The organism is Pseudomonas sp. B424 (genome assembly GCF_055408345.1).
In genome coordinates this window covers 397015-418937 of the sequence record NZ_JBUZTL010000001.1, presented here as the reverse complement: position 1 = coordinate 418937, position 21923 = coordinate 397015, and the positions used below count along the sequence as shown (strand labels likewise).

The window sequence follows — 21923 nt, the reverse complement described above, 5'->3', positions numbered from 1 at the left end:
TGGCGGGATGTGGCAATGCGTGCATCTTGCCACATCCGCTTTGTGCTTGAATCAGCCCAGCAACTCACGGCCCTTGGTCAGATAAGCGTCCATCTCGTCGGCAGGCACCATATTGCCGCCGGTTGCCCAAACCAGATGGGTGGCGTTGGCCATGGCCTGTTGGTCCAGACCTGTACGGGCCAGGTAGCCTTGCTGGTCGGCCAGGACCCTGGCAATGCCGGGCACGCCAGCCAGCGCGGAAGGCTCAAGGCGCAGACCTTCACTGCTTTCCATCAGTGCCAGCAAGCTGTACATTTCTTCGTCGCTGACGGTGTAGAAACCGTCCAGCAAGCGCTGCATGGCCTTGCCGACAAAACCGGAAGCGCGGCCTACAGCCAAACCGTCTGCGGCAGTGACGTTATCAATACCGAAATCCTGCACGCTGACTTCGTCGTGCAGCCCGGTATAGACACCGAGCATCATGCACGGCGAGTGGGTGGGTTCGGCGAAGATGCAGTGCACCGCGTCGCCAAAGGCCAGCTTCAGGCCAAATGCCACGCCACCGGGGGCGCCACCCACACCGCAGGGCAGGTACACGAACAGGGGGTGCTGCGCATCCACGGTGATCTGCGCCGCTGCCAATTGCTGCTTCAAACGCTCGCCGGCCACTGCGTAACCGAGGAACAGGTTGACCGAGTTTTCATCGTCCACGAAATGGCAGGCCGGGTCGGACTCTGCTTGCTGGCGACCCTGAGCCACGGCCACGCTGTAATCGCTGGCGTACTCGATCACCGTCACGCCGTGGGAGCGCAGTTTGTCTTTCTTCCATTGCCGTGCATCTGCCGACATATGCACGGTCACTTCAAAGCCCAGCGCGGCGCCCATGATGCCGATCGACATGCCCAGATTGCCGGTGGAACCGACGGCTATTTTGTACTGGCCGAAAAAGGCCCGCGCCTTGTCGCTGTGCAGCAGTGCGTAGTCATCGTCGAGGGTCAGCAGGCCACCGGCCAGAGCCAGGTCCTCGGCATGCTTGAGCACTTCATAAATGCCGCCGCGGGCCTTGATCGAACCCGAAATGGGCAGATGGCTGTCGCGCTTGAGCCACAGCGCGCCGTTCAGGGTTTGCCCGTAACGTTCGCCGAGCAGTGGCTGCAGATGCGCCACGGGCACAATGTCGGACTCGATAATGCCGGCGCTGCACTCGGTTTCAGGGAACGCACGGCGCAGGTAAGAAGCAAACCGCGCCAGTCGGGCGCTGGCATCGGCGACATCTACGGCAGTCAGCCCTACATCGCCAATGGCTTGCGCGACCGGCGCCACGCCCGGGTTGAACCAAGTGGTTTCTTGCAGCGCGACCAGATCGCGAATCAGCGGGTAGCTGGTGTACCAGCTTTCAAGTGTTCTGCCCAAAATCATGACGGGGTCCCTTTAAACGATAAGGCTGAAAATACGGGTTGGATCAAACAAAATTCGCCAGCAGCAGGGTCAGCCCCAGTGCGACTGTAGAAGCCAGTACGGTGGCGGTGGTGAATGTTTTCAAGGCGTCGGTCAGTGAGACGCCCAGGTATTCCTTGACCACCCAGAAGGCCGAGTCCGTGACGTGGGTCCAGCCCATGGCGCCGGCGCCGATGGCGATACAGATGATTTCTTTGCTCACGGCTGGATGAGCTCCCAGCATAGGCAAGACCATGCCTGCGGCGCTGATCATCGCGACCGTTGCCGAGCCGACGGCGAAGTGCATCAGGCCGGCCACCAGCCACGCCAGAACGATGGGGTTCATATTCAATTGCGTCAAAGAGGCGGATAGCGCGCTACCCACGCCACTGTCGACCAGAATGCCGTTGAATGCCCCGCCGGCACCGATAATCAGCAGGATGCTGGCCAGTGGAGGAAAGCTTTTTTGAGTGTAAGCGAGCAAATCCGGCATGGATAAACCGCGACGCAAACCCAGTGCCCAGTAAGCGAACACCACGGCAATCGACAGTGCGATCAGCGGCGTGCCCAGGAACGAAACAACGCTGAAGGCCATGGAGTCATGGGGCAGGCCCGCGGTGAAGCTTTTGCCGACCATCAGGATCAGCGGCAACAGGATGGTGAACAGTGTCACCCCAAGGCCTGGCAAGTCCCGGGTTTTGCTGTCATCACAATGCTCGTTCAGAAAGGCTTCCTGAGCTTCTGGCGCTTGGGGTTTGCATACCAGCTTGACCCACAGCGGCCCGGCAATGATGGCGGTCGGCAGTGCGACGATCAGCCCGTACACAATCACCTTGCCGACATCGGCGCCCAGCATCCCGGTGATCGCCATCGCGGCTGGGTGCGGCGGCAACATGCAGTGGACCGCCATCAGCGACACGGCCAGGGGCACGCCCAGATACAGCAGATTGATTTTGGTTTCTTTGGCGACCACATAAATCAGCGGAATCAGCAGAACGAAACCCACCTCGAAAAACACCGGAATGCCGGCGATAAAGCCGACCAGCATCATGGCCCACGAGGCGCGCTCTTTACCCAGCGCGCTCAACAGCGTCTGGGCAATGCGCTCTGCGCCACCTGACTCTTCCAGCATCTTGCCCAGAATCCCGCCCAGGCCAATGATCGTTGCCAGAAACCCCAGGGTTCCTCCGACACCGGCTTCATACGAAGAAGCAATTTTCACCAATGGCATGCCTGACCCGATCCCCACCACAAAGCTTGCAGCGGTCAGTGCCAAAAAGGCATGGACGCGAACTTTGACGATAAGAAAAACAATCAGGGCTATGGCGCAAAACAACACCAGCAATAGAGTGGGACCGCTGTGCATGAGGGTAGCTCCGGGAAGCGCTTTTATTGTTGAAATAAGTGATCGGCGTCACTTTGCTTTCGGCAATTAGAGGGCACGGCTGCGGGGCTGACAAAGGATGGTTTTTCACGGGACAGATGATGTGGGGTCATCTGTCGGAGGGCTGAGCCTGTGTGGGAGCGAGCCTGCTCGCGAAGTTTTACAGCCCTTCGCGAGCAGGATCGTTCCTGCAGTTGAAGTTAAAAGGCTCAGAAATCCCAGCGGGTGGTCAGCATAAAGTTGCGGGGTTCGCCATAAATCGCGGAGTTATAGAACCCGATGTTGGTGAAGTAGTACTTGTCGAAGACGTTGTTGACGTTAAGCGTGGTCGACAGGTTTTCAGTGAATTGGTAGCGGGTCATCAGGTCCACCACCCAGTAGGGTTTTTGCGAGAAGTCTTCGTACCTGTCCTTGGGGCTGTTGTACATCTCTTGCCAGGCAGTGCTCTGCCAGCGTGCGCCACCGCCCACGGAGACTTTGTTCAAATCCCCCTTGAGTTTGTAGATGGTGTAGAAACTCAGCTGGTCTTCAGGCTCAAAGGTCGAGATCTTTTTGCCGGTGTCATCACGGACCACCTTGTGGGTGTATCCGCCCTGCAGGCTCCAGCCCGGGCTCAGCTCACCGGATATTTCCAGCTCGTAGCCCTTGGTTTTCGCTGAAGTGCCCTTGAAAGCGTAGTTGGGCGGGGTGGGCGACAGGTTGTTCCACGCATCGTCGGGGATGGGGCGATTGCTTTCCTTGACTTCAAAGTACGCCAGACTGGCGTTCAGACGGCCATCGAAAAACTCGCTCTTGAGGCCGATCTCATAGTTTTCACCCTCGTCCGGATCAAGCATCTTGCTGTTGCGGTCAAGGTTGTAGAACTCCTGAGGCATGAACACATCGGTGTAGCTGGCGTACGCCGTAAGGTAGTCGTTCAGGTCATAGGTGACGCCCGCGTAGGGAATCAAGCGCCCCGACTCGCGGTAAGTATTGGTAGTGCCGGTGAGGGTGTAGTTGACTACCCGGCCGCCCAGAAAGACTTTCAAGTCATCGGTGACATTCAGGCGTGTGGTCGCGTACATGCCGGTCTGACGCACTGTGTCATCGCTGATTTGCGATGCATTGCCCCAGTCGGGTTTGGCCAGGTGCCCGTTCCAGTTGAAGTAGTCGACGATGTTCGGCGTGCCGAAGGTTACGTCCCAATAGCCTTTGCCTTTCCAGTTCGCGGTACTGATCGAACCGCCCAGCACCAGCTCATGTTCACGGCCCAGAAAATCGTAGGGGCCGCTGACATAGAGGTCGGCCGCATCACTGGTGGTTTCGCCCTTGTAGCGTTGTGCGTTGATCTTGGCAGTGCCATCCGCCGCAGGCTGGTTGAACTGGATGGCCCCCAATTGGGCATCGTAGCCATTGATCTTGTGGTCCAGTTGCAGCTTGCCCACCCAGCCACTGCCCAGGTCCTGTTCCAGGGTCGCGAACACGGTGCGGGTGTATTGCTGCCAACTGCTCCAGTCGGTGGCGTTGCTGAACGAGCGTTTGGCGCTGTTGATCTCGCCCGCGTAGTTGTACAGCGGAAAACTGCCCGACCAGGTAGAACCCTGGGGTTTGTTGTCCTGATAGTCGGCGCCCACGGTCAGCAAGGTGTCTGGCGTCAGGTCGACTTCGAGGATGCCGTAGAACACCGAACTCTGGTTGGAGTAGCGGTCGATATACGACTGCCTGTCCTGATAGGCCGCGACCGCGCGACCACGCACATTGCCGGTTTCGGTCAATGGCCCGCTGAGGTCCACTTCAGTGCGGTAGTTGTCCCACGAGCCTGCACCCGTGGTGATATGGCCGTGAAAGTCGTGGGTGGGTTTTTTGCGCACCAGGTTGATGGTGCCCCCCAGGGAACCTGCCCCGCTGAGCAGGCCGGAGGCGCCCTTGAGCACCTCGATGCGGTCATAGATCGCCATGTCGCTCAGGGTGTTGCCCGCCGAATAGGCAACGTTGCGCACGGCAGAGGGAATGCCGTCGTACTGGAAGTTGTTGATCGAGAAACCGCGGGAGTAGTAGTTGGTCCGGTCAGTGTCGTAGGCCGACACGGTGATGCCCGGTGTATGGCGCATCACGTCGTCGACATTGTCGAGCGCGAAGTCATCCATGTGCTGACGGGTGATTACGCTGATCGATTGCGGCGTCTCCCGGGGTGTCAGCACCAGGCGGGTGGCCGTGGCAATGGCGCCCGGCGTGTAGGAGCCGGTGCCCTCGGTCACTGTGCCCAACTGGTTGGTGATGACCTGGGTGGCCCCCAGTTCCAGCATGTCGCCGGTGTTGCTGGCGACCAGAACATAGCCTCCGTTGCTCTGACGCTGAGCCTGCAACCCGCTGTTGGCGAGCAAGCGGTCCAGGCCTTCCTCGATGCTGTATGAGCCTTCAAGCCCGCCGGTGCTGAGGTGGCGAGCCTGTTCAGTGTCGAACGAAATCGTGACCCCCGCTTGCACACCGAATTGAGTCAGGGCCTTGCCCAGCGGGCCTGCGCCGATCTGATAAACCGTCTGGCTTTGCGCAGCTGCCTGAGTGGGCATCAGTGCCAGACCGGACAGGCTGGCGAGGGACGCGCCAAATACTGCCAGGCGAACAGCGCGGGTTATTTTTGTGGTGGCATTGAGGGGGAGCGGGGGCATTCGGTGATCCTTGCGTGGTCATGGCACAAACGCGCTGTAGTCGCGGCTTATGTCATTGACGGATGAGAATCGAAATCAGCAAGGTTAAAGTTCAAACCATTTGAGCCTGAACTTATGCCGGTTCGATGCTGGCCCAGTACCGGGTCAGGTAACGAACCTTCACCGGCAAGGTTTTGCTCAGGTTCTCCAGCACTGTCTCGGTGTCATCGAGACGAAATGCCCCAGAAATACTCAGGTTCCGAACCGATGTTGCACAGCGCAGCACCCCTGGGCGATAGCGCCCCAACTCCTCGATAAAGTCGCCCAGCCGCCAGTCGTCCACGCTCAACATCCCCTGTACCCAGGCGGTTGAACCCGAAGGTAGCGGCTGAATGTCATCGACGTTATCGCGATCGAAAGTGACTTGTTGCCCGGCTTCCAGGCGCATGGGCTGGTCGATGTACCCGAAGGGCCGTATTTCAACAGCCGATTGCAGCACGCCGACCCGCGTGTGCTCAGGTAACTGACGCACGCTGAAGCGGGTGCCGAGTGCGCGTACGCTGCCATCCTCGGTGTGCACGATGAACGGGCGCTGGGCGGGGTCCCGGGCGGTCTGCACAAGAATTTCGCCACGGTGCAGGCGGATCAGCCGCTGTTTTGAGTCGAAGTGAATATCCAGCGCAGTGCCGGCGTTGAGTTCCAGTTGTGAGCCATCGTCCAGGTGCAGCGAGCGCCGCTCACGGATGCCGGTACGTTCCCCGGCGAGCATCGAGCGATACGGAACTTGCTCGGCCGCCAGCCAGGTACCGCTGCCAACGGCCAGCAGCATGGCCAGAATTTTCAGCACATCACGGCGTTGAGCTTTCGCAGCATCAAGGCTGCGCAGGGCCGCTTTTGGCGGGATCGTTGCCCATTGGCGTTGAAATTTTTCGACGCGGGCCCAGGCCGCCGCGTGCTGTGGGCAGGCCTTGAGCCAGGCCTGCCAGGCCCGTGTCCGTGGCTCGCTGACAGTTCCGTCATTGAGCTGCACGTACCAGGTGGCGGCGGCTTCAAGTGTCTTGAAGTCCGGGGAGGAGGGCATCAATTTTCGACCAGCAACAGGCAGCGGGTCATGGCGCGAATCAAATGATTTTTGACCGTAGTGACCGACACACCGAAACGTTCAGCCGCGGCCACGTAGCTCAGCCCTTCAAGCTGCACCGCCAGGAAAATCTCCCGAGTCCTGGTGCCGAGTTCATCGAGCATGCAGTCGATCGAAATCAGCGTTTCGATGATCGACAGACGTATCTCCGGCGAAATATCCACGGGTTCAGGTCTCAGGGCCAAAGCCTGTAAATACGCCTGCTCGATGGTGCGGCGACGGACTTTGTCGATCAAAAGCGCGCGTGCAATGGCACTGAGATAACCTCGCGGCTCGCGGATTGGAGTGTCATGGCGGGCGGTCATGACCCTCAGGAACGTGTCCTGAGCCAGGTCAGAAGCATCGGCAGCATTGCCCAGCCGGACTCGCAACCAGCCTTTTAGCCAACTGTTGTGTTCACGGTACAACCGATGAACCACTGAATGATCGAGCGCCGACATGATAGTGCCACCATGGTGTAAATGGTAATCGATCTCATTATTGTGATGATGGCATTTTTATGCAAGGAGGTTTTCGCTGGCAGTCGATAGCCGACAGGCTTGAAGTCCCGCCTGGGGAGTTACTTGGGGCTGACCCGCTCGGGTTTTCTGGCGACAGCCGCTTTGCGCGAGCTGAGCGAGGGCGCTGTTGAGGAGCTCTTCGGCCCTTTCAAACCCCGGAAACAAAAAAGGCCCACCTTACGGTGAGCCTCTTTCGGTATTGCGTATGGTGCGGCACCAGGAGTCGAGTTCATATTTAATCATATGATAAGTAAGTGATTTTTTCTGAGTGTAGCGTTCGCTACCTCTTAGATTATCCTAATAGGTGAGCTTGAGGTTTGTCATCGCTTTGTAAGGAAAAGACTATTTAGTTAGTCCACTGTTTAAGTTCCTTGTGTCAGCGATGTTTTGGGCTAAAGATTTTTACTCAAGTCGAATTTTAAACAGAGCTGTTTTTATTGTTTGCCTTTGTTGATGGCTTTGCTAATCAATTTGAACGCATCTGAGTTGCTAACAACGTTAAGCCTGTCGCTACTATATGCTTTGGTAAGATGAAGTAAGGCCATAGTTTGAAGATTTAAAATCTCGACTTCAGAAATTATTTTTCGAGATTTTGATTTGTCATGCATTCGTCTATAAAGAACGTCGGCAGGGCTTGCGTTAATAAAGAAAATTAAATCCGGCTTGAGTTGCCTTAAAGCCTCAATCGGCACCCAGAATTCTGTATTTTCGGTCTCGATCACAGCATGGAATTCGACGATGGTATTCTTGTTGATCTTTTTTAATGAGGTGTAGGCTGTAATTAACTGTCGTTGATTGATTGATAAGGAATCGCTTCCGATTTTAGAGATTTCAATAGGGCGCCCTATTTGTTTCAGTAATGTCGATGCTGATAGTCCGACGTATTCTGGGTTGGTCGAAACCAGCTCTTTAGTTAGTGTGGATTTTCCTGATCCGGCTACCCCAAATAATGCGATATGCATTTAAAAGTCTCGCTTGATTAGGTCGAAGATTATGTCTTGTGCGACATAGCAGTATGACTGAGGGGGGGTAATTCCCGCCGCTCGAAGGCTATCTAGTGGTACCTTGCTGTTATACTCGATAACGTTGTCTAAGTGAATAGCGAAAGCTTCGTTGCTGTTGAAGAAATAGCTGTCGAAATTTTCTTTAGAGATGCAGGCTTTTTCAAACGCTATCTGCTCTATTGCTGACGGCGAGCTAAGCTGAATGCTGGCGATTGTTGCTTCGCCTGCGAGCATCTTTACTGGAGAGCTTGAATAGATGTATATTCTCCTGCCTGGCTTGAAAAGTACCCCGATTTTTTTTCGTAGCTCGACAGTTTTAGCGCCACTAAAAATCATTGAGCTATACTGTGGCTTAATGCTAATTATGATTTCTGGCATGATGTATTAGGTTCTAAGGAAAGTTTTATGGCTAAAAGCTTAGCGTTTTGGCTCGAAGGAATCAACACTGAGGACCATGAAATTGACCTGCATGTCAATTACTGGTTGTTGCATCAGAATACTGATAGCGAGCTTAGTTACCTAGATATTGGTGTAAAGTTTTCCGGGTTACATGATCCTAGTAATGTGGACGGGAATATTAACGTTTACTTCCCGTTCAAGATTACTAATGATAATTATCATCCTAGTCTAGGTGAGTTGGTATGTTCGCGTACAGATCTCATCCAAACAATATTTAACGCTAGGCATAAGTCTACATCCAATAGTTCCAATACATCAGTTGATATTGAGTTCGAAAGCAAAAAAGAAGACATCCTTAGAGTGTTTACTCAGATATCTTGTAGCCCTGAAAATGGAGGGGTAAGAATAGTAGATACGGATGAAGGGTCCACGCTGTTGTTTCCGCTGAAACTACTCAGCGTAACAAAGAAAACAGATCCCCAGTTGCCCGAGCAGGGGGATGAAAAGGGTAAAATATTACCTGGATATATCCGTTTTCGAATAAAGCTTGGTGCGCAAGAGACTAAGGTTTTGTCTCAAAGCTACAAGCATAGTGATAGCTTCATATTGAGTCGTCTGGAGTCAACCGAGATCGTGGACTTTAGACTGAATGAGGTTCGAGATCTGCCTGGTATTGTGCAATCTAAGAACTTGATTGGTGCGGGAATCAAGAATATTCATTTTTTCCTGATACGTGAAGTTGACTCGGAGTATAAGCAGGCTCACGCAAATTTTCACAGATGTAGGCTTTTGGAGAAAGAGCTGTGGAATGAGTATTTAAGCTTGCAGCCTAAAGACAAAATGGCTCCAAAGCAAATGCTTATTTATCACTGGAAAGAGTCCGGTAAGATTGACAAAGACTCAAGTGAAAAACTACAAGCGCCCATTGAGAAGTTCACTGCGTTTGCGAAGTTTAGCAAGATTACGGTTACATACAAAAACTTGTTTTTGTTTTTGTTCTTTGCACTTGTGATAGGTGCGGTGTCTGGGGCTATGGGAAATGTGCTATTTAATTTCGTTGGAGATGTAGGCAGCGCGGTAATTGATAAGGCTGTTTACTTGCATGATGTACATTCTAAGAAATAAGTTGAGATATATAAAGTTCTTGCAAAAAACAGTGGAAATGCTAAAATGCTTGTCATAACGCTATTTGAAGTGTAGGGAGAGGAAAATGATTGCAACTACTGTGAGGCCGGTCATACGCTATGATTATCTTAGCGCAATGAGCGTTGACTTCATGTTCATTGCAAACCATCTCTCAGCGATTTCCCATCTTTATCCTGGGTTTAAAGAATGGCTTTACTTCAAGTTTAAGCCAGAATTTTTAAATGGGTCTAGGGATATACTGGTTGCGTACGATGGCAATAATATCGCTGGATTGTCGTTGTTGAAGTTCAGTGATTTTGAACATAAAATTTGTACTTTTTATGTTATGCCAGCATACCGTGGCTTGAGCATTGGACACGAGCTTATGAATAGGTCTCTTTCGTTCCTGTGCAAACGAAATGTTTCGATATCTGTCTCTCAAGAAAGAGAGACTGAGTTGTACCCTGTTCTGAAAAATTCAGGTTTCAGGCTAGATCGTAAAGTTGAAGGCGCTTACCGCTCCGGAGTGGTCGAAAGTTTTTACTCCGTCTAGCTTTTAGCTTTTTACCGAAAGCCCATCGCATATAAATGCCTTGGGCTTTTTATTTGGTCTGGATTTTAATACTTAATTTTGAATTATATTGGGAAATATTTAGATTCCGCGCTAACCCTCTTTGTCTTACCCTAATGCGTTATCCTAGATATCTCCTCTTTCATTCACATCGCTTTCCCAAAATCTAAGATTTAAAATCCCCACGTCATCCCGCCAAGAATGCTGAGTGTTATCAGGGATCAAGGCCCCTGCGACCTGTGGGGGTGTCCTCTAACGCGGGACTGGCGGCTCCTTACGACCGGCAAGGGCATCTCATGATCTGGCCTCCTGAACACTTCCGAGGAAGTGGGCGGGTGGTGGCTGCATCGGCTGACGAATCCAACGCCGCGAGATCCTGAGTCAGGTGAAGGCAGTGATGCGATGACCGGGGCATGCCTGACTGTCAGTCAGGTGCAGTCCATTCCGTGGGCTGCGGCACCATCATCTGCATCGCTGTTGCTGGTGACTTCGGTGTTTGTCACGCCGATTGTCGCGAGGGGAAATGCCGCAAAGCCTTGTACGAGTTGGGCTGCAGCAGCGGTAGGAGCGCCCGTCTCTTTCCGGAAGAAAGAGACGGGCGCAGGTTGGCGCAAGGAAATGGCCAAGCGGATAGGTTGCTGCAGGGCAGCTATGAAAGGGGATGAGTTGCCGCAGTGGGCACACTGGTAAAAGTAGGCATCCATCACATCGCTGTGACCGTGCGAGCCGCCGGACGCTAATCGCACTTTGGGAGAACCACCACGGTGTGGCGTAGCCTTAAAGGTTCTGGCTACCTGGGTGCTGTCAACGACAGCGCTTTGCCCGATCTTTTCTACGCCTGTGGATAATTCGGGTCAAGACTCCAATTTTCGGGAGTTCTGCGGCTGTGGATGAAATTATCCACCGGTGGAAATCAGTGGTTTTCCACAGACAGTTGCGTGGGCTTTGGATTTTTTAAGTGAGGTCCATCCAAACAGGGCGGCTTTGCAGCCCTGTTTGGATGGACCCGCGTGGCAGAGCAGATTGCGAGAGTCTTACGGATGTACGCTTGCTTTACGGCGGCACTTTGAAAGCCAAAGCAGTGTCAGCACCGTCGGCCAAAACAACGTGTTGAGAATGTCGTGAGCGCTTGCCTGCCAACGCCAGTATCCGAAGCTTCCAATATCGTCTCGCCGATCTACCCACTCGCCAGCACACGCAATGATGAAAACAACCAGCCAGCCAATGTATGGCCTGAATCGTCGGGTGCCGACGATCAACGTTAAATAGACCACCATGCCCACATAGATATGCAGCGCGTCTTTTGACAGCCCGGTTGCCGACACGATGGCGAGCTTGATGCTTTGTGCGGTTGAGATATCCATGTCAATTCTTCCTTTCTGCGCCAGTGCCAGACTTCGCCTTCATCCGAGTAACGTTAACCCCAATCTGGTTGGCGAATTCGTGTGGAGTGACATGCTCTTGCCGGTTGGCCTCCAGATACCGGCTCCACCAGTTCATGATCAGCCTGCGTTCCTCGATGAACTCAGCCTTGTGGATGTAAGCGGCGCGGACGTTGTTGCGCTCCTTGTGGCTCATCTGCCGTTCAATAGCTGTCTCCGACCACAGTCCTGACTCGATCAGTGCGCTGCAGGCCATCGAACGAAACCCATGTCCGCAGATATCGGTTTTGGTGTCGTATCCCATCGTCCGTAGCGCGTTGTTCACGGTATTTTCGGACATGGGTTTCCAGGGTTTGGCATCACCTGCGAAGACCAATGCGAATTTACCTGTGAGTGCATGGGTTTTTTCGAGTAGCTCCACGGCTTGCGGCGATAAGGGTACTAAATGGATATCCCCTGCCATCTTCGTGCCCCTTGTGGAAAAGGGTACTCCCTCCAACGCTGGCCGAGTGTCGATCCGCTCCTGCAGTTCCGGCAGTCGCGATAAGGGTAGAGCGGGGCGATGTACCACCCGCGGGGCTTTGATCGAGCCTTCGAGGTCGTAAGCAGGGTTTATGGTGATAAGCCGGAGGCGCTTTGCCTCGCGCATGATGCTCTGCAGGTAGTTTTGTACCCTTAAAGCAACGTCGATCGTTCCGCGCTTCTTGATCGCTTCCAAGGGCTGCATGAGGTCATGGGTATCGAGATCAACAATGGCGCGTGCGCCAATCAGTGGGAATACGTGGGTTTTGAGGCGGCTCATCACAGTCTTGGAGTGGCCTGGTGCCCACTTGGCCGACATTTCCGTGTGCCAGTCCAGGGCAACGCTTTCAAAGGTTCTGCCTTTGATCACGGCTTCCGCCTTGGCTTGGTGCTTGGTCTCTATGGGATCAATACCATCCGCCAGCATTCGCTTGACGTCCAAGCGCTTGCGGCGAGCATCGGCAAGGCCAATGACGGGGTAGTTGCCGAACGAGGTCAGTCCTTCCCGTCCGTCATGTTTGACGTAACGGAGCCGCCAGCCTTTGCGGCCATTGGGTTGGACTAGGAGGTAGAGGCCATCGCCGTCGAAAAGCTTGTAGGCGCGGTCTGTAGGTTTTGCCAAGCGGCAAGCTGCGTCGGAGAGCGGAGCTGTGGTGCGCGACATAAGGGTACTCCCTTTTATCGAAGTGACCTGTATCCCAAACTCTACCCTTAAAACGGTTGGAATCCACCAGTTTCTGACGGAAACCGATGGAACCCCAAAACGAAAAAACCCGCCAGAAGGCGGGTTTTTCGGGGGTTCCAGAGATTTTGAAAGCCTTCTCTGGAACTTTGTATGGTGCCGGCACCAAGAGTCGAACTCGGGACCTACTGATTACAAGTCAGTTGCTCTACCAACTGAGCTATACCGGCGTTATGGGCGACGAGTATACCCGGATGTTTTTAGTTGTAAACCCCTGATAACTGACTATTTTCACGAATACTGCAGCAGCTCAGGCGGGCCGGGGTGGCGCTCGTTGAAAAAATGCTCGGGGACTCGCTGGCAAGCGCGGTTTACCGCGAATAATTGCACTAAAACGGCTTGCGTCACCTTATTCGTCCAGCGTGTCGAGCTGATATCCGACGCCACGCACGGTGTGGATAAGTTTTGGCACGTAGGGTTCGTCGATCTTGGCGCGCAGGCGGCGCACTGTCAGCTCGACCATGTCACTGTCGACACCTGCACCCCATACGTGTGCGGCGATCAGGCTGCGTGACAACACTTCGCCCTGGCGACTGGCCAGTAATTGCAACAGGTCGAACTCCTGGTCGGTCAGGCTGATGCGCTGATTGCTGCGGCTGACACGGCGATTGAGTACGTCGATCTCCAGGTCGGCGATGCTGTACCACTCGGCCTCAGGTGCGGGGCCACGGCGCAGCAGGGTGCGCACGCGGTTCAGCAGCTCAGGAAGGGCAAAAGGTTTGAGCAGGTAATCGTCGGCACCCAGTTCAAGGCCGCGCAGGCGATCTTCGATGGCGTCCTTGGCGGTCAGGAACAACACCGGGGTAGCGCCGCGCTGGCGAATCAGTTGCAGCAGTTGCCAGCCGTTGAGCCCCGGCAACATCACATCCAGGATGATCAGGTCGTATTCTTGCTGCTCAATAAAGTAGCGACCGTCCAGGCCATTGAGTGCAACATCCACGGTAAAACCTGACGCCATCAGGCTGTTGGCCAGTATTTCTGCTGTCTGGGCTTCGTCTTCAACCAGTAACAAACGCATCGCACACCTCGATCAATCGTCTGTACAGGCTAAGCGCCTTTGCGAGCATTGCCTATTACTAACGCGCTTGAGCTCAAGTTATCCACAGCGCTGCGCAAGCACCATCAAATTACGAGGTGTCAGCTGGCTGTCGCAAAACTCGCCGACCTGCACTTCGTAGCCGTTTTCCTTCAGGTACAGCGCGCGATCCAGCACCAGCCACACCTCCAGCGGACGACGGAACAGACCTCGCACCAGTTCCAGATTGCGCACTTGCGCCAGCCGTTCCCAGCCTGCGGCCTCAAGCGCGGGCCAGTCTTCGTCGCCGCTTGTGGATAAGTTCTTCAGCGTTGCCAGATCCGCGCAGTACTCGGCAAATGGCTTGTTCAGCCAGGTTCCGGGCAGCGAGGGTGTGGATAAGTACTCATCGCACTGACGGCGCTGGCGTTGCCACACATCGAAACCCAAACGGCGTGCCATGGATTCGTCGCGCTGGCGCCGTACACGGTTGCCGGCGGTCACGGTTTCGCTCATGGGCAAGCTCAGGTCTTCCAGCGACAACTGCAAGGGGGATGCCTTGGCCGCTGTGGATAACGGCTGATAGTGCGGCGTGCTGATGCGGTTGTAGCAGCAGGGCGACACGGCAAGTTGTCCACAGCCCGCCGCGCTTGCCAGTTGCAGCAGGCGCACGTGCAAATCGCCGCAGGCGTGTAGCGCCACGGGTGTCATCCGGGGGGTGAGCTGCAAGGCGGCTTCGGGGGCGAGCACATCTTGCTGAATATGACGGGCGGGCACGTTATTGCGCAGGCTCAATTGCTGCCCGGATGCGATCAATGCCGGGTCATATTCCAGGCACGTGAGTTGCTGCTCGTGGCCCGACAGTCGACGCCCCAGGTGGCCTTTGCCCGCACACCAGTCCAGCCAGTGGGTGGGGGGGTGCCTGAAGTTGAGGCTTTGGGCGAAGGCTTCAATCTGTTGCCATTTGCGCCCTGGTACGTCCACTTTCAAGCGCGGGTTCGCAGGCGCAAGGGCCTGTGTCGGCAGCCGTTCAACCGTGCTCAGGGCGAGGGAAGTCGCCGCCAGTTCAGGGAACGGCGCGGGGGCGGGCAGGTGTTGGGGATGGTTGTGGCTGGCTTCGGCATCTTGCAGCGAACGCTGGCGCAACCACTGCGCCAGTTCGGGGTGTTGCGCTTCCCACGGCATGTTCAGGTGAGTGAAAGGCCGTGGGCGCCACAAGTGCTGGTGGTCACGCAAAAACCTGTCCAGCGCTTCAAAGCGGGCGAGCAGCGGCTCGCCCCCATGGTCAACGGCCTTGGCAGGCATCGACGCGCAACCAGCGCTCCAGCAGCTTGAACCCCTGGATCAGCACGAACGACATCACCAGATAAATCGCGCCTGCGGTCAGGAACATGTCCACCGTCAGGTAGTTGCGAGCAATGATGGTGCGGGTCATGCCGGTCAGTTCCAGCAGGGTCACGGTACTCGCCAGCGAGCTGGCCTTGAGCATCAGGATCACTTCGTTGCTGTACGCCGGGAGGCCGATGCGCGTGGCGCGGGGCATGACGATGTGCACCAGGGTTTTGAAGCGCGACATGCCCAGGGCCCGCGCCGCTTCGATTTCACCCGGTGGTATGGCCTGTATCGCGCCACGCAGGATCTCGGCGATGTAGGCGGCGGTGTGCAGGGTCATGGTGATGATCGCGCACCAGAACGGGCTGCGCAGGTAAGGCCACAACGCGCTTTCACGCACCACATCGAACTGGGCCAGGCCGTAATAGACCAGAAACAGCTGGATCAGCAGCGGCGTACCACGGAAGAAAAAGATGTAGGCATAAGGCAGCGAGCGCACATACCAAAGTTTGGATGAGCGGGCGATGCCCAGCGGGATGGCCACGATCAGACCGGCGATGACCGAAATGGCGGTCAGCTCCAGGGTAAGGGTCGCGCCCTGCATCAGCTTGGGCAGCCACTTGAGGATTACTTCCCACTCCATTACGTCCTCCTCACGAAGCCGCGCGCTGCGCGTTTTTCAAGCACGTGCATGGTGCCCATGGCCAGTACGGTCAGGCCCAGGTACATCACGGCAGCCACCATGTAGAAGGTGAACGGGTGTTTGGCGAAGGTCACAGCGTTTTGCGCCTGACGCATGATTTCTTCCAGGCCGATGACTGACACCAGTGCGGTGTCTTTCATCAGGATCATGAACAGGTTGCCCAGGCCGGGCAGTGCAATACGCCACATTTGCGGCAGGATCAGCCGGGTGAAGATCCGTGGCTTGGACAAACCCAGCGCCATGCCCGCTTCGCGGTGACCTTTGGGGATGGCCAGGATGGCGCCACGAAAAACCTCAGTGGCATAAGCACCAAAGCACAGGCCCAAAGCGATCACACCCGCGGCGAATGCGCTGAGGGTGAGTTCGGGCATGCCGATGTATTCGCCGATGGCGCGCACCAGATTCACGCTGCCGAAGTAAATCAGCAACACCCAGAGCAGTTCGGGAACGCCGCGAACCAGGGTCGAATAGGCGCCGCCCAACCATCTAAGCGGTTTGTAGGGGGATGTTTTGGCCAAGGCACCGAGCAATCCGAGCACCAGGCCCAGACACAGCGCAGTGAGTGCCAGTTTGACGGTCATCAGCGCGCCAGCGGCAAGCGCCGGGCCGAATCCGTATAGATCGATAGTCATGGGGTAGGCAGGCTTTGCTAGGGACCGGCGCGCCCGCAGGCGCACCGGTCAGGCAGGTCAGTAGATGCTGAACGGGAAGTACTTGTCGTTGATCTTCTTGTAGGTGCCGTCTTCAACGATTTCCTTGAGGGCCAGGTTCAGCTTGGCGCGCAGTTCGTTGTCGCCTTTACGCAGAGCGATGCCGACCTTGTCGTCCTCGTTGACCGGTTCACCCTTGAACTCGTAAGCCTGGCCCGCCGGGCTTTTGAGCCAGTCGTAGTTGGCGTACTTGTCAGCCAGCAGCGCGTCAACACGGCCCGAAGTCAAGTCGAGGTAGGCGTTTTCCTGGGTGTCATACAAGGAGATGGTCGCGTCTGTGCCCAGGTTGTCATCCAGCCAGGTAGCGGCCTGGGTTGAACGCTGGGTGCCCAGGGCCTTGCCCTTGAGCGAAGCGAGGTCGGTTTTGAAATCGACTTTTTTCGGAGCAATGAACTGCTGCTTGTTGGAATAGTACGGGTCGGTGAAATCGACCGCTTGCTTGCGCTCGTCAGTGATCGACAGCGACGACACAATGAAATCGTACTTTTTGGCGTTAAGCGCCGGGATGATGCCGTCCCAGTCGGAGGTCACGATCTCGCACTCGGCCTTCATCTTGGCGCACAGGGCCATGGCGATGTCCGGGTCGAAGCCGACGACTTCACCACTGGCGTTTTTGTTATTGAACGGTGGGTAAGCACCTTCAATCCCCACTTTGTACTTATCCACAGCCAAGGCATTGGCGCTGAAAACCAGTGTGGCGGCAGCGGCCAGGAGAAGCTTTTTATAGTTCTGCATTCGTATTGCTCCGTTAGCGGTTGCTGGACATGAATTGTTTACAACGCGCCGAAACCGGGTTGTCGAACACCTGTTCTGGCGACCCTTGCTCTTCGATCAGGCCTTGGTGCAAAAACACTACTTCGGTGGACACCTGACGGGCAAAGCCCATCTCATGGGTGACCAGCAGCATAGTGCGACCTTCTTCGGCGAGTGCGCGGATCACACTAAGTACTTCTTGAACCATTTCCGGGTCAAGTGCCGATGTCGGCTCGTCGAACAGAATGACTTTGGGTTGCATGGCCAGGGTGCGGGCAATCGCTGCACGCTGTTGCTGACCGCCAGACAACTCGGACGGGTAGGCATGGCGCTTTTCGGCAATGCCAACCTTGGCCAGCAATGCTTCGGCCACTTCGATCGCCTCGGCCTTGCTTTGCCCCAGTACCCGACGTGGTGCCTCGATAATGTTGTCGAGGATGGTCATGTGCGGCCACAGGTTAAAGTTTTGAAACACAAAACCCAGTTCACTGCGCATGCGATTGATCTGCTTGCCATCGGCCGCGACCAGTTCGCCATTTTTGGCTTTCTTGAGTTTGAGCTCTTCCCCGGCGACCACGATCTGGCCTTCGTGGGGGTTTTCCAGCAGGTTGATGCAGCGCAACAGGGTGGACTTGCCGGAACCGGAAGAACCCAGGATCGAGATCACGTCGCCGTCGCGTGCGGTCAGCGAGATACCTTTAAGTACCTCAAGCTCGCCGTAGCGTTTGTGCAAGTTGCGGATTTCAAGCGCGGGCGTGGCCAAAGCCATGTGCGTTCCTCATTGTGTTCGGGTGCGACCCTGCTGTTGGGCGGCCTTCCTGGCGATGGCCAAGCTAGCATAGGGTCGCAGTGGCAACCAACCGCCCTGACGGCACAAAAAAGCGAGGGGGTGGTCATGTGTCGCATCGCTACAGCAGACTGTCGCGCCGACAACAACCGACCCCTTGTTTCGCCGTTTGGCCAGACAGGTGTCGCGTAAAAAAGGTCGCGATGGTGCCAGTTTTGGCCCGGTGTTGGAAGCGCGAACCTACTAAAGGTCAAAGATGCGCACCGCTTTTGGGCCATATGGGCAGTTTTGGGTATTATTGGTGCGTCGTGGGCCGTGTAACTGAGTGTTACGGTAACGAATTGGCAAAAAGCCATTGCGCTCAATGGGTTGCAATGTCTGTTGCAAATCGTTGCAGCCCGCGCAAACCGTGCCTTTGTCACATTCTGGCTCAGTTATTGCGTCAAAGATTCTAAACGCCCCGTTGGTTACTTTTTACGAAAGTCAACGCGGGTGCTCGGAATGGCTTCAATGAAAGGTAGTCCCAATGAGCAATACGCAATCCTCTAACGGCCTGGAACAAGGGCTCAAGCCACGGCACGTGACCATGCTGTCGATTGCCGGGGTCATCGGTGCCGGCTTGTTTGTCGGCTCCGGACACGCGATTGCCCAAGCGGGTCCTGCGGTACTGCTGGCTTACGCGGCAGCCGGTACGCTGGTGGTGTTGGTGATGCGCATGCTGGCCGAAATGGCCGTCGCATCCCCAGACACCGGTTCGTTCTCCACCTACGCCGACCGTGCCATCGGGCATTGGGCCGGTTTTACCATTGGCTGGCTGTACTGGTGGTTCTGGGTGCTGGTTATCCCGCTGGAAGCTGTCGCGGCCGGCACCATCCTGCATGCCTGGTTCCCCGGCACGGCGATCTGGGTGTTCACCCTGGTCATCACCCTGTTGCTGACGGCCACCAACCTGTTCAGCGTCAAGAACTACGGCGAGTTCGAGTTCTGGTTTGCGCTGGTCAAGGTACTGGCGATCATTGGCTTCATTATCCTGGGCATGCTGGCGATTTTCGGCTTGCTGCCTACCAGCCAGGTCAGCGGCGTCTCGCATCTGGTCGACACCATCGGCTTTATGCCGAACGGCATGGGCGCCGTACTGGCCGCCATGCTGACCACCATGTTCTCGTTTATGGGTACTGAAATCGTCACCATCGCGGCGGCGGAGTCCAAAGACCCAAGCAAACAGATCACCAAGGCCACCAACTCGGTGATCTGGCGGATTGGCTTGTTCTACCTGGTATCGATCTTCATCGTTGTGGCCCTGGTGCCGTGGAACGATCCGGGCCTGGCCCAGTTCGGCTCCTACCAGACCGTACTTGATCGCATGGGCATCCCGAATGCCAAGCTGATCGTGGATATCGTGGTATTGATCGCGGTAACCAGCTGCCTGAACTCGGCGCTCTACACCTCCTCGCGGATGCTGTACTCGTTGAGCAAGCGCGGTGACGCACCGGCTGCGGCCAAGCGCACCAACGCAGCGGGCACGCCTTACTGGGCAGTGATGATGTCCACCGGCGCAGCCTTTGTGGCTGTATTTGCCAACTACGTGGCCCCGGCTGCGGTGTTCGAATTCCTGCTGGCCAGCTCTGGCGCCATTGCGTTGCTGGTGTACCTGGTGATTGCCATATCGCAACTGCGCATGCGTCAAAAACGTACGGCGCTGGGTGAGGAAATCTCGTTCAAAATGTGGCTGTTCCCGGGCCTGACCTGGGCGGTGATCGTATTCATCGTGGCCATTTTGACGCTCATGCTGTTCCAGGAAGCGCACCGCGTTGAAATCATGACCACCGGTTTGCTGAGCATTCTGGTGGTGTCGGCTGGCCTGCTTGTGGCTCGCCGTCGACGTATTGAGAAGTTGGGGGCAACGGTACTCAACTGAGGCCAGGAAGGCTTTCACTGTTGAGTCCACAATCAAGGCCGCCATCCTCAGGGATGGCGGCCTTTTTTGTGGGGCAAAGAACGCGAACAAGTGACCGCTGATCGTTATCTGCGTATTTTTTCCCACTCAGTGGGAATCGAGTTTCAGCTAATGGGAAACTCGGTGCACCATGCCCGCAAGAGCATGAGGCCGATATGAACTACAACACGCCCACTGATCGCTTGCTGCAAATCCTCGTCACCCTGGGGCAATCCGGCGAGGCGATCTCCGCCAAAGAACTGTCCGAGCAACTGGCACAGCCGCTCAGCAGCACCTATCGCCATCTCAAGACCCTGCTGCGCTGGGGGCTTGCCGAAGAGAACGGTCAGGGTCGCTATTTGCCGGGGCCAACCTGTTTGCAACTGGCCAAGAAATTCGACCGCGAAGCCGTGCTGGTGACCCTCGCCAAGCCGGAACTCAAGCGCCTGGCCGAGCAAAGCCAGGAAAGCGTGGCGTTGATGGTGCCCAGCAATGGTCAGGCGATTTGCATCGAGCTGGTCGACAGCCCGCAACCGCTGCGTTGCTGCTACCAAAAAGGGCTGGCCCAGCCGCTATTGGTCGGTGCGTCTGCGAGAGTGCTGTTGGCCTATATGGATGAGGCGCAAAGCCTGTCGGCTCTTTTGGCGCAAGGCGTCGAAAGCGAGGAAGTCGCCACGTACCAACGCAGTTTTGCCGAGATCCGCGCTGCCGGTTATGCCGTGAGTGTGAGTGAAATCGACGACGGCATTTGGGGTATCAGCGCGCCGTTGCTCGACAGCCGCAATCGCCTGCAAGGCGCCATCAGCCTCATGGCTCCTGCCTCCCGGGCGCACACCCGCAGTGAACGCCTGATCCGCTGGACCCAGGACGTGGCCCTGCGCCTGAGCGCCCGGCTCGACTGAATTTGACTGGAGTTTCAAGCATGACTGCTGTTTCTGACATGCCCCTGTGGACAGGTCGTATCGACGCTGGCGAAGGGCAGGGTGCGCTGCGCTGGCATCAATGGGTCAAGCCCTTCTGCGAGGGTCAGTCTGCTGGCGCAGCACTGATTGGACTGGCCTGTGATGAAGGGGTCAAACGTAATCAAGGACGCACCGGCGCCCGCCTTGGGCCGTCAGCACTGCGCAAGGCGCTGGCCAACCTGGCGTGGCACGGCCGTGCGCCGCTGTATGACGCGGGCGATGTGAGCTGCACCGACAGCAACCTCGAAGGCGCGCAGCAGATTTACGCTCACCACGTCAGCTATCTGCTCGACCAGGGGCATTTGCCGTTGGGGTTGGGTGGCGGCCATGAAATCGCCTTTGCCAGCTTTAGCGGCCTGGCCGATCACTTGCGCAAGGCCACCCCGCATACGCGGATCGGTGTTCTCAACTTTGATGCCCACTTTGATCTGCGCCAGGGCGAACAAAGCAGTTCGGGCACCCCTTTTCGCCAGATAGCCGAGTACTGCCAGCGTGCACAGATGCCGTTCACCTATTGCTGCCTGGGTGTCAGCCAGCTGAACAACACCCAGGCGCTGTTTGAGCAGGCGCAGCGACTGAATGTGCGTTACCGCCTCGACCGGCAAATGAACAGCTGGGACATACCCGCCTGCGAAGCGCTGATCGATGAGTTTTTGCAAGACGTCGATCACCTCTACATGACCATCTGCCTTGATGTCCTGCCCGCCAGCCAGGCGCCCGGTGTCAGTGCGCCGTCTGCCCATGGCGTGGACATGCAGATCGTCGAGCACCTGATACGCCATGCCAAGGCCAGCGGCAAATTGCGCATGGCCGACATCGCCGAGCTCAACCCCGGCCTGGATATCGACAACCGAACCGCCCGCATTGGCGCGCGTCTGCTCGCCAGCCTGATTGATTGAGTTTTTCCGTAAA

General features: G+C 56.2%; 20 protein-coding genes and 1 tRNA gene. 5 read left to right on the top strand and 16 right to left on the bottom strand.

Translation table 11 applies throughout. The annotated features are described in order from the left end of the window. Window positions 1-51 precede the first annotated feature (51 nt). From dsdA to ACZRMS_RS01710, 7 genes are all read right to left on the bottom strand, one after another. Window positions 52-1398, bottom strand: coding sequence for a D-serine ammonia-lyase (dsdA, locus tag ACZRMS_RS01740; RefSeq protein WP_463993841.1), 1347 nt, complete (start codon window positions 1396-1398; stop codon window positions 52-54). A 43-nt stretch (window positions 1399-1441) separates the two neighbouring features. Beyond that, the gene (locus ACZRMS_RS01735; RefSeq protein WP_463993840.1) at window positions 1442-2782 is read right to left on the bottom strand and encodes a GntT/GntP/DsdX family permease; all 1341 of its coding nucleotides are present in this window, start codon (window positions 2780-2782) and stop codon (window positions 1442-1444) included. Between the two features lie 227 nt (window positions 2783-3009). Continuing rightward, a complete protein-coding gene (locus ACZRMS_RS01730; RefSeq protein ID WP_463993839.1) occupies window positions 3010-5448 on the bottom strand; it encodes a TonB-dependent siderophore receptor in 2439 nt (812 codons plus the stop codon). Between the two features lie 112 nt (window positions 5449-5560). Then, window positions 5561-6508 (bottom strand): FecR domain-containing protein, encoded by a 948-nt coding sequence (locus tag ACZRMS_RS01725; RefSeq protein ID WP_463993838.1) that lies wholly within the window; start codon window positions 6506-6508, stop codon window positions 5561-5563. Then, a complete protein-coding gene (locus ACZRMS_RS01720) occupies window positions 6508-7008 on the bottom strand; it encodes a sigma-70 family RNA polymerase sigma factor (RefSeq protein WP_463993837.1) in 501 nt (166 codons plus the stop codon). The genes ACZRMS_RS01725 and ACZRMS_RS01720 overlap by 1 nt, the downstream gene beginning before the upstream one ends. 494 nt (window positions 7009-7502) lie before the next feature. After that, window positions 7503-8030 carry an ATP-binding protein gene (locus tag ACZRMS_RS01715; RefSeq protein WP_122556542.1) on the bottom strand — a complete coding sequence of 176 codons (528 nt, stop codon included), beginning with the start codon at window positions 8028-8030 and terminating at the stop codon, window positions 7503-7505. Next, complete coding sequence (locus tag ACZRMS_RS01710; RefSeq protein ID WP_463993836.1) at window positions 8031-8450, bottom strand: ASCH domain-containing protein; 420 nt, start codon at window positions 8448-8450, stop codon at window positions 8031-8033. Window positions 8451-8477: 27 nt separating this feature from the next. Here ACZRMS_RS01710 and ACZRMS_RS01705 point away from each other — a divergent pair, with 27 nt between their 5' ends. Next, window positions 8478-9596, top strand: a complete 1119-nt coding sequence (locus ACZRMS_RS01705; protein WP_368984898.1) for a hypothetical protein — start codon at window positions 8478-8480, stop codon at window positions 9594-9596. A gap of 85 nt (window positions 9597-9681) precedes the next feature. Beyond that, window positions 9682-10149 (top strand): GNAT family N-acetyltransferase, encoded by a 468-nt coding sequence (locus ACZRMS_RS01700; protein WP_463993835.1) that lies wholly within the window; start codon window positions 9682-9684, stop codon window positions 10147-10149. Between the two features lie 1052 nt (window positions 10150-11201). On the opposite strand, the gene ACZRMS_RS01695 is transcribed toward ACZRMS_RS01700, so the two are convergent. The 9 genes from ACZRMS_RS01695 to ACZRMS_RS01655 all read right to left on the bottom strand — a co-directional run bounded on the left by ACZRMS_RS01695 (window position 11202) and on the right by ACZRMS_RS01655 (window position 18095). Beyond that, on the bottom strand, window positions 11202-11531 hold the full coding sequence (locus ACZRMS_RS01695; RefSeq protein ID WP_463993834.1) for a hypothetical protein: 330 nt from the start codon (window positions 11529-11531) through the stop codon (window positions 11202-11204). Window position 11532: 1 nt separating this feature from the next. Beyond that, window positions 11533-12735 (bottom strand): tyrosine-type recombinase/integrase, encoded by a 1203-nt coding sequence (locus ACZRMS_RS01690; RefSeq protein ID WP_463993833.1) that lies wholly within the window; start codon window positions 12733-12735, stop codon window positions 11533-11535. Window positions 12736-12907: 172 nt separating this feature from the next. After that, a tRNA-Thr gene (locus tag ACZRMS_RS01685) sits at window positions 12908-12983 on the bottom strand. A gap of 179 nt (window positions 12984-13162) precedes the next feature. After that, entirely contained in the window at window positions 13163-13831 is a 669-nt protein-coding gene (locus ACZRMS_RS01680) for a heavy metal response regulator transcription factor (protein WP_463993832.1), read from the bottom strand. Between the two features lie 78 nt (window positions 13832-13909). Beyond that, window positions 13910-15133, bottom strand: coding sequence for a methyltransferase (locus ACZRMS_RS01675; protein WP_463993831.1), 1224 nt, complete (start codon window positions 15131-15133; stop codon window positions 13910-13912). Next, complete coding sequence (locus ACZRMS_RS01670; RefSeq protein WP_048360521.1) at window positions 15114-15803, bottom strand: ABC transporter permease; 690 nt, start codon at window positions 15801-15803, stop codon at window positions 15114-15116. Before ACZRMS_RS01670 ends, ACZRMS_RS01675 begins: the two co-directional genes overlap by 20 nt. Then, the gene (locus ACZRMS_RS01665) at window positions 15803-16495 is read right to left on the bottom strand and encodes an ABC transporter permease (protein WP_463993830.1); all 693 of its coding nucleotides are present in this window, start codon (window positions 16493-16495) and stop codon (window positions 15803-15805) included. Before ACZRMS_RS01665 ends, ACZRMS_RS01670 begins: the two co-directional genes overlap by 1 nt. A 57-nt stretch (window positions 16496-16552) precedes the next feature. Continuing rightward, on the bottom strand, window positions 16553-17308 hold the full coding sequence (locus ACZRMS_RS01660; RefSeq protein WP_463993829.1) for an ABC transporter substrate-binding protein: 756 nt from the start codon (window positions 17306-17308) through the stop codon (window positions 16553-16555). 13 nt (window positions 17309-17321) lie between these two features. Continuing rightward, window positions 17322-18095 (bottom strand): ABC transporter ATP-binding protein, encoded by a 774-nt coding sequence (locus ACZRMS_RS01655; RefSeq protein ID WP_048360519.1) that lies wholly within the window; start codon window positions 18093-18095, stop codon window positions 17322-17324. Between the two features lie 544 nt (window positions 18096-18639). On the opposite strand from ACZRMS_RS01655, the gene gabP reads away from it, so the two are divergent. From gabP to hutG, 3 genes are all read left to right on the top strand, one after another. Continuing rightward, on the top strand, window positions 18640-20031 hold the full coding sequence (gabP, locus tag ACZRMS_RS01650) for a GABA permease (protein WP_463993828.1): 1392 nt from the start codon (window positions 18640-18642) through the stop codon (window positions 20029-20031). Window positions 20032-20225: 194 nt separating this feature from the next. Continuing rightward, window positions 20226-20951, top strand: coding sequence for an IclR family transcriptional regulator (locus tag ACZRMS_RS01645; RefSeq protein ID WP_463993827.1), 726 nt, complete (start codon window positions 20226-20228; stop codon window positions 20949-20951). Between the two features lie 20 nt (window positions 20952-20971). Further along, entirely contained in the window at window positions 20972-21910 is a 939-nt protein-coding gene (hutG, locus tag ACZRMS_RS01640; RefSeq protein ID WP_463993826.1) for a formimidoylglutamase, read from the top strand. Window positions 21911-21923 lie beyond the last annotated feature (13 nt).